Here is a 14,471-nt window from a genome sequence, read left to right as displayed (position 1 = left end):
GGCCGGGCCGGCCTGCGGCGGATCCGGCGGCGCGCGCAGATGGTCTTCCAGGATCCGTACGCCTCGCTGAATCCGCGCCTGACCGTCGGTGACAACGTGGCCGAGCCGCTGCGGCTGCAGCGCCTTCCCCGCGCGCGGCGCCGGGAAGAGGTGCGCGAGCTGTTCAGCCGCGTGGGCCTGCGGCCGGAGCACGTCGATCGGTTCCCGGCGGAGTTCTCCGGCGGCCAGCGCCAGCGGGTGGCGATCGCGCGGGCCTTGGCATCCCGGCCCCGGCTGCTGATCCTCGACGAGCCGGTGTCCGCCCTGGACGTGTCGGTGCAGGCGCAGGTGCTGAACCTGCTGGCGGACCTGCAGCGGGAATCCGGGATGGCATACCTGTTCGTCAGCCACGATCTTTCGGTGATCCGCCAGGTCGCCGACCAGGTCGCGGTCATGTACCTCGGGAAGATCGTCGAGTCCGGGTCGGTGACCCGGGTGTACGACGACCCGCGCCACCCCTACACCCGTTCGCTGCTGGCGTCGGTACCGGTTCCGGATCCGGTCGGCCGCGAGACCCGGCGCCGGGTGCCGCTGGGCGGTGACGTCCCCAGTCCGGTGAACCCGCCGTCGGGGTGCNGCTTCCGTACCCGGTGCCCGATCGCGGCGGCCCGCTGTGCCGAGGAGGAACCCTTGCTCCGTTCCGTCGCCGGCGGGCACACGGCCTGCCACTTCGCCGACGAAGTTCCCGATCTGGTCCCGCAGGTGGGCGCGTGAGCGCGCCATCCGCCGGCGCCCCGGCGGTTGCGCCCCAACGGCGACGGATGGCGGCGGCGCGCCGGTTCGCCCGCTCCCGGTCCGCCGTCGTCGGTGCGGTCGGGCTGGCCACGCTCGCGGTGATGGCGCTGCTCGCGCCGATCGTCGCGCCGTTCGACCCGGCCGCGCAGGGCGGCGAGCCCTTGCTCGGCCCGTCCGGGACGTACTGGCTCGGCACCGACCAGCTCGGCCGGGACATCGTCTCCCGGATGATCCACGGCGCTCGCGGCTCGCTGCTCGTCGCGGCTGGTGCCGCCGCGGTCGGCGCGGGAATCGGGGTCCCGCTGGGGCTTGTCGCCGGGTACCTGGGGCGGTGGGCAGACGCGGTCGCGATGCGGGTGGTCGACCTGCTGCTGGCGGTGCCCGGGATCCTGCTCGCGCTGGTCATCATCGCGGTGCTGGGGCCGGGCCGGCTCAACCTGATCCTGGCGATCGGGATCGGTGCGATACCGGAGTTCGCCCGGCTGACCCGGGTGGCGACCCTGGAGGTGCGCGAGCGCGACTTCGTGCTGGCGGCCCGTGGGATGGGCGCGAGCACGCCGGACACGATGACCCGCACCGTACTGCCGAACGTGCTCGGTCCGGTCATGGTGCAGTTCGTCATCACCGCGTCGATGGCGGTCGTGATCGAAGCGGGGCTGAGCTTCCTCGGGCTCGGCACCCCGCCGCCGGCGCCATCGTGGGGCGGCATGCTCCAGGACGCCCGTTCGTACCTGTACCAGAGTCCGACCTACGGACTGTTCCCGGGGATCTGCCTGGCCGCCACCGTGTTCTTCCTGGAACGGATCGGGCGTGGCCTGCAGCTTGCGGTCGGTGGCGGCGGGCCGCGCGCGGCGCGCGGCATCGGCAGAGGAGCGGTGTAGATGTACGGCTACCTGGTTCGCCGTCTGATGCAGTTCGCGGTGGTGCTGCTGCTCGGCTCGGTCGCGGTGTGGGCGTTCGTACTCCTGCTGCCCGGCGACCCGGCCACGGTGTTGATCGGCTCAGACGCGACCGACGCCGAGTTGGCCGCTACCCGAGCCCGGATGGGGCTGGATCAGCCTTTCCTGGCGCAGTACGGGATCTGGATCGGCCACGCGGTCACCGGTGACCTCGGCGCGTCGTACTACTCGGGCCAGCCGGTGCTCACGGAGCTGATGGACCGGATCCCGGCGACGGTGCAGCTGGCCGGGTTCACCCTGGTGCTGACGCTGCTCATCGCGGTGCCGGTCGGCATCGTGGTGGCGTTGCGGCCGTACTCGGCCGTCGGCCGGGTCCTGCAGGGCTACCTCACGGTGGGCCTGGCGGTGCCGGCGTTCTGGCTCGGTCTGCTGCTCATCATCGTGCTCGCCGTGCAGCTGCGGTGGCTGCCCGCCTCCAGCGATTTCGTGCCGCTGTGGCAGGACCCAGGTGCCGCGCTGACCAGCACGATCCTGCCGGCGTCCGCCATCGCCGTGCACACCTCCAGCGTCACCGCCCGGTTCCTCGCCAACTCACTGGGCGAGGTGATGGGCAAGGACTACATCCGTACCGCCCGCGCCAAGGGCGTGCCGGAACGGGACGTGATCCGCCGGCACGCCGTGCGGAACGCCGCACTGCCGACCGTCACCATCGTCGGGCTCCAGCTCGGCAGCTTTCTCGGCGGCACCGTCGTCATCGAGGCCGTCTTCAACTACCCCGGACTCGGGCGGCTGCTCTACACCGCTATCGGGGAACGCGACTACGCCCTGGTACAGGGCGGGGTGCTGTTCGTCGTCGCCACGTTCCTGCTGCTGAATCTCCTGGTGGACGTGGCCTACGGCGTCCTAGATCCGCGTATCCGGCTCACCTGACCTCCACCCCCCACTCCACCTCAGAGGGCACCACCATGAGCATTTCTCCGCGACAGTCCCGCCTCATTTCCCGCCGCGCGCTACTACGGACCGGCCTGGCGGTCACCGGCGCGCTCGCCGCCGCGCCGCTGCTGGGCGCCTGCGGTTCCGGCAGCGATGCCGGCACCAGCGGTGGCGCCGGCGCCGGCAAGCTCACGCTCGGTACGACGAAGATCATGCAGTTCGACCCGTACCTCACCAACACCGACATCCACATCCATGCCTTCTACACGTACCTGGTCGACTACCCGACCGACGGCACGTACAAGGCCATCCCCGCCGGCGCCGAGAAGTGGGAGTTCGCCGCCGACCACGCGTCGGTCACCCTCACCCTGCGGGAGGCGAAATTCCACTCCGGTGCGGCGGTCAGCGCAGCGGATGTCGTCGCCGGTATCAAGCGGGCGCAGAACCCCGATACCGCGTTCACCCTCGCGCAGCCGTCCGCGTTCATCGCCGCGGCGACCGCGGTCGACGATCGCACCGTACGCGTCGACTTCAAGGCACCCACCCCGGAGGCGCTCGTCATCGACTGGATGTTCGCGTTCCCGCTGATTCCGGCGGACAAAAACATTCCGAAGCAGCTGGAACACGAGCCCGCCGGCTCCGGGGCGTTCCGGCTCGGGGAGTTCCAGCGCAACCAGCGCCTGACGCTGACGAAGAACCCCGACTTCTACGACGCGGGCAAGCCGTACCTCGACGAAGTCGAGTACCGGTTCTTCACCGACGAGGACGCGTTGGTGGCCGCGCTCGAGTCGGGGTCCGTCGACGGCGCCGCATACATCGGATTCCGGCACTCCGAGCGGCTGAAGGATCGGTTCACCCTGGTGAAGGGCAGCGGCCGGATGACCCTGTTCTTCATGAACGCCACCATCCCGCCGTTCGACAACAAGCTGCTGCGGCAGGCGCTGGCGCGGGCCATCGACCGCGAGCGGATCATCAAGCAGGTCAACTTCGGCATCGGCGACCCCATCTACACGGCGTTCATGCCGCCGTCGCCCGCGTTCGACCCGGCGTATCTCGACTCGCATGGCTTCGACCTGGACGCCGCGGCCGCGATGCTGGAGCGGTCCGGCGGCGCGCGCAAGGCCACCGCGGGCGTGGCCTCAGGAAGCCCCTCCGTGGAGGCGTTGCAGATCATCCAGGCGGACCTGAAGAAGATCGGGTTCGAGTTGGAGATCGCCCCGCAGGAGGAGGCCGCGTACCTCGAGGCGCTGTTCGCCAGCAAACTGCAGTGCACCGTCGCCGCGCAGCCGAACAACCTGCAGAGCCCGTCGCTGATCGCCCGGGGCCGGCAGATGCTGCCGGGCAAGGAGAACACGACGTTCCGCGAGAAGGTGCCGCCCGCGTACGTCGAGGCGGTGGCCGCGGCCGGCTCCGCGCTCACGCCGGAGGACCAGAAGGCCGCGTACGCGGCGCTGAACAAGGTCCTCGCCGAGGAGTCCTGGGCGATCGGGATCTCCACCCAGCCGTCGCTGTTCGCGCTCGACCAGCGCATCACCGGCCTGGCCACCGATCCCCGCGACTTCGTCACCCTCATCAACACGAAGGCCTGACCGGCCCGCCGGCCAATCGAAAGGAACCGCATGACCCGCTTGGGCTACTGCACCGACGGACCGGACATGGCGCTGCTCACCGCCGTGTTCACCCCGTTCGACGAGGCTGGCGGACTCGCCCTCGACATCGTCGCGAAGCAGGCGGACGCGCTGGTCGCGTGGGGGTCGCCGGCGGCGTTCGTCGGCGGCACCGCCGGCGAGGGGGCCTCCCTGTCCACCGCCGAGCGGATGGCGCTGGTCGAGCGGTGGTGCGAGGTCGCGGCCGGTCGGCTGGACGTCCTCGTCCATGTCGGACACGCGAGCGTCACCGAAGCCGGCCGACTGGCGGCGCACGCGGAGTCGTCGGGGGTAAAGGCGATCTCCGCGGTCGCCCCGTACTTCCATCGTCCCAACACAGTGGCCGCGCTGGTCGATGCCTGCGCGGCCATCGCGGACGCCGCCCCCACGCTGCCGTTCACCTACTACCACATCCCCTCGGCGACCGGGGTGAACCTGCGTGCCAGCGACGTTCTGCTGGCCGCGCGGGAGCGGATCCCGACCTTCGCCGGAGTCAAGTTCGCCCACAACGACATGGTCGACCTGCAACGCTGCCTACACCTGGCGGGCGGGGAACAGGAGATCTACGTCGGCGTGGCCAAGCTGGTGCTCGCCGCCTGGCAGTGGGGGGCCCGGGCCGCCATCGGGTCGGTGTACAACTTCGCCGGCCCGCTGTTCCGTCAGATGCTCGACCACGCCGCCAAAGGAGATCTGGCGGCCGCGCAACGGCTCCAACTCCAGGCGCAGCAGGTCATCGAAATCGCCGGGCGGTACGGTGGCGAGCTGGCCGGCTTCAAAGCGCTCGGCTCCTTGTTCGCCGTCGACTGTGGACCGTGCCGCCAGCCGCTGGTGTCGCCCGGTTCGCATGAGCTGGCCGGGTTACGCGCCGAGGTGACCCGGCTCGGATTCGGCGACGAGATCCACTGATGCCCAATGTTCTGGTCATCCAGGCCGACCAGTTCCGGGCGGACTGCCTAGGCGTCGCCGGCAACCCGGATGTGCGTACCCCCAACCTGGACCGGCTGGCCGCCGACGGCGTCCGATACCGCAACGCGTTCTGCCCGTTCCCGGTCTGCACCCCATCCCGGTACTCGCTGCTGTCCGGCCTGCACGTGCGCCAGCATGGTGGTTGGACGAACCGTTGCACGCTCGCGCCCGGCATCGACACCTTCCCACGGGCGTTACGCCGGGCCGGGTACCGGACGGCGGCGGTCGGCAAGATGCACTTCACGCCGACCTACCTTGACGTCGGCTACGACCACATGGAGCTCGCCGAGCAGGACGGGCCCGGCCGGTACGACGACGACTACCACCGGGAGCTGGCCGCGGCCGGGCTGGCGCCGGTGACCGACCTCGTCGACCAGGAGCGGGAATTCCGCGCGCAGGCGCCCCGGTCGTACTGGGAGACCTTCGGCAGCGGAAGGTCGAACCTGCCGGAACAGTGGCACTCCACCACCTGGATCGGCGAACGGGCGCGGACCGTGCTGGCCGGCTGGTCCGGCGGCACCGGTCAGTTGCTGCACGTGTCGTTCATCAAGCCGCACCACCCGTTCGACCCGCCCGCGGGCTGGGACGACCTGTACGACCCGGCGACGCTGACCCCGTTACCGGGCTGGACGGACACGATTCCGGAAGGCGACCGCCGGCACCGACGGGAGTACTTCGACAACGAACCGCTGACGCTGCCGCTGCTGCAACGGGTCATGGCGCACTACTACGCCACCATCACGCAGCTGGACCACCAGGTAGGCCTGATGGTCGACCTGCTGCGGGAGCGCGAGCTCTACGACGACACACTGATCATCTTCACCGCCGACCACGGCGAGTACCTCGGCTTCCACCACCTGCTCCTCAAGGACGGGCCGATGTACGACCCGGTGGTGAAAGTGCCGCTGCTGGTCAAGTTTCCGGGCGGGCGGCGGCGCGGCGATGTCGCCGGCGCGCTTGTCTCGCTGGTCGACGTCGCCCCGACGATCCTGGCGAGCTGCGACGTGCAGCCGGCGTCACCGCTGCCCGGTCGCGACCTGACCGACCCGGCGGCCGGGCACGACTGTGTCTTCGCCGAGACCCGCCGCCGGCTGGGCGCCGGGGGCATGGCCCGTACCGAGCGGTACAAGCTGCTGTGGTCCGAGACGGCCGGAGAGTCCTTCTTCGACCTGGCCGCCGACCCGCACGAGCTGACTGACCTCCTCGACGACCCCGCGTACGGTGATGCGCTCGGGCAGATGCGCGAGGCCGTGACGCGGTGGGCGCTCTACGACGCGACCCCACCCACCTATCTGGACCTCAGCGCCCCGCACCGCGGAACCACCACCGAGGACGACCGTGCCGCGCGGCACGAGCTGTTCGCGTCCGCGGTCGCCAAGCACCGCACCGACTCGTGACCCCCTCATGAGGAGAGGAACGACGATCGTGACAACTCATCGCAGACTCCGTCACCGGGTATCGAGGTTGGCCGCTTTAGCCGGCGCGGCGGCGGTGTTGATGCCGATGACGGCGGCACCCGTCGCGGCCGACGTCATCGAGACGACGGCCGACCCGTTCCGGGCGAAGACAACGGTGGTGTTCTCCGACCCGAACGTGCCGACCGGGTGTCACCGGATTCCGGCGATCGTCCGGGCGGTGGACGGGTCGTTGCTGGCCTTCGCCGAGCACCGGCTCAACAGCTGCGCCGACAAGTCCAACATCGAGACGGTGGTCAGGCGGCTGCCGGCCGGGGCCACACAGTGGCTGCCGGAGCAGACGGTCGTGCGGGGCGAGCCTGACAATCCGCAGGCGCCGGCGACCCGCGGCAACGCCGCGCCGGTGGTGTACCGGCACCTGCCCGGCGCTCCGGCGGCCGGCGCCCCGGACGGCCGGATCGTGCTGCTGGGCACGCACAACCCGGTGGACCCGGCCACTCCCGGCCAGAGCCACGGGGGTGCCCCACGTACCCCGTACCTGGTGTACAGCGACGACAACGGGGTGACCTGGAGTCGGCCGCGCACCCTGGAGGAGCTGGACGACCCGGCCTGGGGTCACTACGCGACAGGTCCGGTGCATGCCATCCAGCTCACTCGCGGCGCCCACGCCGGGCGGCTGGTGGCAGGCGTCAACTATGTCCCCCCGGGCGTCCGCGGTGCCATGCTCGTCTACAGCGATGACGGCGGCGTGACCTGGCAGCGGGGCGCGCGGGTGGAATATCCGCTGGGCCGGCAACTGATCCCGCAGGAGATGAGCCTGGTCGAACAGGCCAACGGTGACGTTTTCGTGTGGGCCAGGCAGAACTGGAGCGGCGGCACCGACGAGGAAGAGGCCGACCCGGACATCCGCCCGCACCGGGCGTACGCCATCAGCAAGGACGGCGGCCAGACATACGACAGTGGCTTCACGCTGCTGCGCGGATTCGAGGCACCGCCAGTCCAGTCGGCGGCACTGCGGCTGCGGGCCACCGACGAAGGCGACCGGTACAACCGGATCCTCACGTCCGCGGCATCGGTGAACGTGGACCCGCGGAGCCGGATGACCATCCGCTCGACGTTCGACGAGGGCCTCAGCTGGCAGACCGTCGACACCCCCGCCCACTCGAGCGACGAAGGCGTCCAGGTGTGGGGCGACAACAACCGCGACATCTCCGTCGAGGACTGCGCCTGCTACGGCGGTTACTCGGACATGGTGGAACTACCCAACGGCCATGTCGGGCTGCTCTACGAACGGACCAGGTCCGGTTGCTGGTCCACCCGGACCTGCGCCGGGACCACCGACTACCGTGCGGAGATCGCGTTCGTCGTACTCGACGACCGCGACCTGCACACCCCGTCCACCACTCCGGACGTGCCGGGCCGGTCGGCGCTGGTGTTCGAGGGTGTCACGACCACCCGCGGCGTGTACGGCCAGGCGCTGGCCTTCGATGGGCAGCGGGGCCGGGTGCAGGTGCCGTACCGGACCGCGCCGGTGCTGGGTTCGGGCGATTTCACCGTGTCGACCTGGGTCAGGCACGACGACGACACCAAGGACCAGGTCATCTTCTCGGCGTACGGCCAGGACGGCGAGGCGAAGGTGTGGTTGCGGGCCGAGCCGGGCAGTGACCGTATCCGCGGCATGGTGAACGCCGCCGGCGGATCGGTGGCCGTCATGTCCGCCGGCGCTTACGCCGACGGCGCGTGGCATCACGTGGCGCTGCGCAGGCAGGGCGGCACGGTCACCCTGTTCGTCGACGGTGCACAGGCCGGGGTCGCGTCCGGGGCCGGTGGTGCCGTCACCGGCGACGACCCCGCACCGATATACCTCGGGCAGGGCCTCGACGGGGCGAACCGGTTCCACGGCAGCATGGACGAGTTCCGAATCTACGACCGTGCGCTGAGCACCGCCGAGCTGACCCGGCTGCGCACCGGCGACGCCAACGGCATTCCCGGCCGCACCGCACACCTGCCGATGGACGCCGTCATCCCACCCGGCGCCTGATCCTCTTCCCCAGCAGAACCCTCATCGCCATGACAAAAGAGGAGCGGCGACGGTGATCGTTCATCGCAAACCCAAGTACCGGGCAGTGCTGATCGCCTTCGGAGTCAGCATGGCGGCTGCGCTGACACCTGTCCAGGCCGCGGCGGCGGACCTCGCCGCGGCGACGGTCGACCCGTTCGAGTCGAAGACCACCGTGCTGTTCTCCAGCCCGAACGTGCCGTCCGGGTGCTACCGGATTCCGTCGATCGTCCGGGCGGTGGACGGCTCGCTGCTGGCCTTCGCCGAGCACCGGTTCCACACGTGCGCGGACAAGTCCAACATCGAGACGGTCGTCCGCAGGCTGCCCCCAGGCGCCAGTGAATGGCAGCCGGAGCAGACCGTGGTGCGCGGCGAACCCGGAGACCCGGTGGCGCCGGCGACCCGCGGCAATCCCGGCCCGGTGGTGTACCGGCAGCTGCCGGGTGCTCCGGCGGTCGACGCGCCGGACGGCCGGATCGTGCTGCTGGGAACACACAACCCGGTGGATCCGACCAAACCCGGGACCAACCACCGGACCGCGCCGCGGACCCCGTACGTCCTGCACAGCGACGACAACGGACTGACGTGGGCTGCTCCACGCCCACTGCCCGAGTTGGACGATCCGTCCTGGAGCCACTACGCGACCGGCCCGGTGCACGCCATCCAGCTCACCCGCGGCGCGCACGCCGGCCGGCTGATCGCGGGCGTCAACTACAACTCCGGCGAGGGGGCCGGCGCGATGCTGGTCTACAGCGATGACGCCGGCGTCACCTGGCACCGGGGCGCCAACGCCTTCTACGGCATCGACCGCCAGCTGATCCCGCAGGAACTCAGCCTGGTGGAGCTCGTCAACGGCGACATCATGGTGTGGGCCAGGCAGAACTGGACCGGTGGCACGCCCGAGGAGGAGGCCGACCCGAACGTCCGCCCACACCGGGCGGTGGCGATCAGCAAGGACGGCGGGGCGACGTACCACAGCGACTTCACGCTGCGGCCCGGGTTCGAGGCACCGCACATCCAGTCCTCGTCGTTGCGGCTGGTGGCCACCGACGAAGGTGACGCATACAACCGGATCCTCACCATGGCGCCGTCGGTGAACACGGAGCCGAGGATCAGGCCGACCATCCGCTCGTCGTTCGACGAAGGGCTGAGCTGGCAGTCCGTCGACACCCCGCTCGACTCGACCGACGAGGGCGTCCAGGTGTACGGAACCAATGACCGCAGCGCCACAGTGGAGGAATGCGCCTGTTACGGCGGCTACGCCGACATGGTGAAACTGCCGGGCGGCGATGTCGGGCTGCTCTACGAGCGCGGCGCCACCGACTACCGCTCGGAGATCGCCTTCGTCCGGCTCGACGACCGCGACCTGCACACCCCGTCCACCACTCCGGACGTGCCGGGCGGGTCGGCGCTCGTGTTCGACGGCGTCACCACCACCGCAGGCCGGTACGGCCGGGCGTTCAGCTTCGACGGGGAGCGGGGCCGGGCGCAGCTGCCCTTCCGGACCACGCCGGTCCTGGGTGCTGGTGACTTCACCGTGTCGACGTGGATCAAGTACGGCGACACCAGCAAGGACCAGGCACTGGTCTGGGCGTACGGCCTCAACGGCGAACCCGCGGTGCAGCTGAGTGCCGAACCGGGCGACAACCGGATCCGTGGCACGGTGACCACCGCCACGGGGTCGGCCGGCGTCACCTCCGAGGGCGCGTACGCCGATGGCGCCTGGCACCACGTCGTGCTGCGTCGCCAGGCGGACACCGTGGCGTTGTTCGTGGACGGTGCCCAGGTCAGCGCCGCCTCCGGTGCCGCCGGGTCGGTCAGCGGCGACGATCCCACGCCCATCTACCTGGGGCAGCGGCTGGACGGGGCGGACCGGTTCCACGGCAGCATGGACGAGTTCCGCGTCTACGATCGCGCGCTGAGCAACACCGAGATGTCCTGGCTGCGCACCACTAACACCAACCGCATCCGGGGCCTCACCGCCCACCTGCCGATGAACGCCCTGGTGCCCGCGGGCAGATCGGAGTCCGGTGATGTTCGGTGAGCGTCGCTGCCGCGTAGCCGCTGTTCCGCTCCTCGCGGCGGCGCTCGCCGGCACCCCTCTCGCCATCGCATCGACTGCCCCGCCTCCCTCGCACGCCGCGTCGGCGCCGGCGGTGCTCGCCGGATCCGTGCCTAGGCTGACCGCCGGGACATTCGCCGATCCACCCTCTACGGTGCGTCCGAAGTATCGCTGGTGGATGCCGATGGCCTTCACACAGGACGAGCAGTTACGCGCCGAGCTCGCCGACATGAAGGCCGCCGGCGCCGGCGGCGCGGAGGTCGCCACGACCACCGCCACCGGCCCGAGGGCCTCCGATCCCGAGTTCCTGGCGGAGTACGGCTGGGGCTCGCCGCGCTGGGCACAGAAGGTCCAGAGCATGCTGGAGGCCGCCGGCCGGCTCGATCTGGCCCTGGACTTCACCATCAGTCCACGATGGCCGGCGATCGTCCCCACGGTGACCGATGTCAACGATCCACGGGCGTCGCAACAGCTGGTGTTCTCGCACGCCTTCGTCAAGGGCGGTACGAGATACGGCGGCCCCCTGCCGACCAACTACCGCCCGCAACCCCCCGGCGGTGCGCGGCGCACCCCGATCGCCGTGCTGCTCGCCCGGTGCGGGGACGCGGCCTGCGACCGCCAGGCCGGCGGACCCCGGATGCTCCATCGCGACAGCGTGCGGGACCTCACCGGCAGCGTCGGCGACGACGGCACGCTGAGCCTCGACGTGCCGGGCGACGCCGGCGACACCTATGTGCTGATGGGCTTCTTCCAGACCGGTGACGGTCAGCTTCGCAACAACTTCACCACGACCACACCGAACTACGTCCTCGACCACCTCAGCGAACAGGGAGTCCGGGCGACGACGCAGTTCTACGACTCGTCGATCCTCACCCCGCCGGTGCGGGAGGCGCTCGGTGCCGTCGGCAGGGTCGACCTCTTCGAGGACTCGCTCGAACTCGGGACCGCGCAGAAGTGGACGTGGGACTTCGCCGACCAGTGGGAGCGGCGGCGGGGCTACTCGCCGATCTCGGTACTTCCGGCGCTCACCGACGCCGGATCCGCGGGCCTCACCGCGGCACCCTTCTTCGACTTCACCGACGGCAGCGGCGCGCGCATCCGGACCGACTACCGGCAGACCTGGAACGACCTGTACATCGACTCCCGGCTCGTGCCGTTGCGCCAATGGGCGAACGAACGCGGTATGGCGCTGCGGAGCCAGGCGTACGGCGGACCCATCGACACGCCGCAGGCGGCCACCCATGTCGACGTGCCCGAGGGCGAGTCGCTGGTGTTCTTCGACAACATCGAGCCCTACCGGCTGGTGTCGGTCGGCGCGCATCTGAACGGCACCCCGGTCGTGTCGAGCGAGTGTTGCGCGGCGCGGGCGAGCGTCTGGGCGACGACCGCCGGAGGCTGGCAGAACTCGGCCAACCTGCGCTCGGTGTACCGCGGATACGCGGGTGGCGTGACCCAGGTGGTGTGGCACGGCTACCCGTACCTGACCAAGGGAGAGGGTACGTCCGACCAGGCGGTGTGGCCGGGCATGTCGTACGGGGGCAACACCTCCTTCTCCGAGGCATGGGGCGCCAAGGGCGCCCCCAACTGGCCGGACTACCGGGCGATCAACGACCACCTCGCCCGGCTGCAACTGGTGCTCCGGCAGGGCAAGCCGACCTTCGACGTGGCCCTGTACCTGCAGGACTTCGGCCTGCGATCGCCGGCCACCACGCTCACCGGACCGAGGACGCTCCTGGAGAGCGACTCGCCGCTGGCAGAACGTGGCTACACCTACGAGTACCTCAGCCCGGCGCACCTGCGGATGCCTTCGGCGAAGGTGTCGGACGGGCGGCTGTTCCCATCGGCCGGCGCATACCGGGCGATCGTCCTCGCGGACCAGAAGACGATGGCGGTCGACACCGCGCGCCGGTTGCTCGAGCTGGCACGCGACGGACTGCCGGTCGTCTTCGTCGGTGAGTTGCCCTCGTCGACGCCGGGCTTCCACGACGCGGCCAATCAGGATGCCGAGCTGCGTCGCCTGATCGCCCAGTTGGTCGCGCGACCCGGCGTGCGCCGGGTCGCCGACCTCGCCGCAGTGCCGGACCTGCTCGCCCGGCTCGGGATAGTCCCGGCCGCCGCGCCCACCACGCCGTCCGCCGACGTGTTGAGTGTGCGTCGCTCCGAGGCCACCACCGACTACTACTACCTGTTCAACCAGCGGTCCTGGGCGACCGAACAGCGGCTGACGCTCACCGGCGAGGGACGACCGTACAAGCTGGACACCTGGACCGGCGAGATCACCCCCCTCACCGACTACCGGCAGACACCGCACGGTGTGGTCGTCGACGTCGCCCTGGAGGCATCCGATACCGCGGTCATCGCGTTGTCGACGCGGCACGACGAGACGTTCCGGTGGTCGGCCGGGGAAGAGCACGGTCCCACCGTCGCGAGAAACGCCGGGTTGGGCCCCGTGCTTCTCGACGATTGGACTCTCCAGGTAGTGAGCTGGAGCCGGGGTGAATCAGGGCTGCCCGGTGACACCGCCAAGACCACTCTTCCGGCCGTTGAACCGGTCGCCGGTGAGCGTGGAGCACTGCCGCCGTGGTCGGCGATCACGCCGGCGAACGGATACGACGTCGACCTCGGCGACGTGTCCGGGGTCGGGACGTACACCTCGACGTTCACCCTCGACGACTCGTGGGGCGGGGTCCGCACGGCATACCTGGATCTGGGAGCCGCCGTCGACACCGTCACCGTGACGCTGAACGGGACCCGCATCCCGGCGCGGAGCCCGCAGGATCTCCGGCACATCGAGGTGGGCCGCCATCTGCGGGCCGGTGACAACACCCTGACGGTGCGCGTGGCGTCGACCCTCGTCAACGCGGTCCGGGTCGCACCCGGTACCGGGGCGGCCGGGCGGCCACGCATGGACTACGGGTTGCTAGGGCCGGTACGCCTGACACCGCGCGAGGCCCGGCAGCCGACCCTGGCGGTGGAGGCCCTCGAGCGGGAACTGCCGCTGGCCGCCGGCGGCACCAACCAGGCACGCGTCCGCATCGCCAACAACTCACCCAGACCGGTGTCGGTATCGGTCGACGTGACGACCGACGGCGGGGTCGAGGCGACGGTGGACCGGCCGGCCCTGCTGATTCCCGGACGGTCGTCGGCGACGGCGCTGGTACGCCTGAGCGGTCGGCGCGAGTCCGGCTCGTCAACCCTCGTCATCGACGCGGTGGCGGCGAACGGTGCGCGCGGGCAGGCGCACGTCACCCTTCGGCACTCCGACAACCTGGCGGTCAACACGACGGGTAGCCCGTACCCGCGCGTCTGGGCGTCGAGTTACCAATACCAGCATCCGCCTTCGTTCCTGACGGACGGTTCGGCGGCGACGTACTGGGTGTCCGGCGGTCATACGCCCGGGCAGGCACCGACACCTGAGACTCCGGAGTTCATCGGCGTCGACCTCGGACTGGCCACGGTGGTACGTGCGGTGGGGTTGAGCGGCCGGGACAACTGGGCCCCGCGATCGTACGACGTGCAGACGTCTCTGGACGGGGAGCGGTGGACGACCGTGCTTTCGGTCAGGGACGACGCCCCGAATGCGGGGACCACCACAGCGGTCACGCCGACAGAGGCGCGCTACGTACGGCTGCGCATCACCGAAGGCCGTTACCCCACCCAGCCGGGTCACAACACACAGCTGGCCGAGTTCGCTGTCCACTCCGCCGACGCCTGAGA

General features: G+C 70.5%; 9 protein-coding genes. All 9 read left to right on the top strand.

The window, feature by feature from the left end; genetic code table 11:
* Positions 1-12: 12 nt before the first annotated feature.
* The 9 genes from ETD86_RS27570 to ETD86_RS27530 all read left to right on the top strand — a co-directional run bounded on the left by ETD86_RS27570 (position 13) and on the right by ETD86_RS27530 (position 14,469).
* Positions 13-753 (top strand): oligopeptide/dipeptide ABC transporter ATP-binding protein, encoded by a 741-nt coding sequence (locus ETD86_RS27570; protein WP_425465663.1) that lies wholly within the window; start codon positions 13-15, stop codon positions 751-753.
* Entirely contained in the window at positions 750-1,655 is a 906-nt protein-coding gene (locus ETD86_RS27565; protein WP_211370353.1) for an ABC transporter permease, read from the top strand. The genes ETD86_RS27570 and ETD86_RS27565 overlap by 4 nt, the downstream gene beginning before the upstream one ends.
* Entirely contained in the window at positions 1,656-2,603 is a 948-nt protein-coding gene (locus ETD86_RS27560) for an ABC transporter permease (RefSeq protein WP_138669065.1), read from the top strand. It abuts the gene before it with no gap.
* A gap of 35 nt (positions 2,604-2,638) precedes the next feature.
* Entirely contained in the window at positions 2,639-4,195 is a 1,557-nt protein-coding gene (locus ETD86_RS27555) for an ABC transporter substrate-binding protein (RefSeq protein ID WP_138669064.1), read from the top strand.
* Positions 4,196-4,225: 30 nt separating this feature from the next.
* Positions 4,226-5,158 carry a dihydrodipicolinate synthase family protein gene (locus ETD86_RS27550; RefSeq protein ID WP_138669063.1) on the top strand — a complete coding sequence of 311 codons (933 nt, stop codon included), beginning with the start codon at positions 4,226-4,228 and terminating at the stop codon, positions 5,156-5,158.
* Entirely contained in the window at positions 5,158-6,615 is a 1,458-nt protein-coding gene (locus ETD86_RS27545; protein WP_138669062.1) for a sulfatase-like hydrolase/transferase, read from the top strand. Before ETD86_RS27550 ends, ETD86_RS27545 begins: the two co-directional genes overlap by 1 nt.
* Before the next feature lie 106 nt (positions 6,616-6,721).
* Positions 6,722-8,674: a sialidase family protein gene (locus ETD86_RS27540; protein WP_170223303.1), complete on the top strand. Its 1,953-nt coding sequence runs from the start codon at positions 6,722-6,724 to the stop codon at positions 8,672-8,674.
* Positions 8,675-8,726: 52 nt separating this feature from the next.
* On the top strand, positions 8,727-10,736 hold the full coding sequence (locus ETD86_RS27535) for a sialidase family protein (RefSeq protein WP_138669060.1): 2,010 nt from the start codon (positions 8,727-8,729) through the stop codon (positions 10,734-10,736).
* Positions 10,726-14,469 carry a glycosyl hydrolase gene (locus tag ETD86_RS27530; protein ID WP_138669059.1) on the top strand — a complete coding sequence of 1,248 codons (3,744 nt, stop codon included), beginning with the start codon at positions 10,726-10,728 and terminating at the stop codon, positions 14,467-14,469. The genes ETD86_RS27535 and ETD86_RS27530 overlap by 11 nt, the downstream gene beginning before the upstream one ends.
* Positions 14,470-14,471: the final 2 nt, after the last annotated feature.

It is taken from the genome of Nonomuraea turkmeniaca (genome assembly GCF_005889735.1).
In the GTDB taxonomy this organism is placed as follows: Bacteria; Actinomycetota; Actinomycetes; order Streptosporangiales; family Streptosporangiaceae; genus Nonomuraea; species Nonomuraea turkmeniaca.
This window is presented reverse-complemented; position numbering and strand designations above follow the sequence as displayed.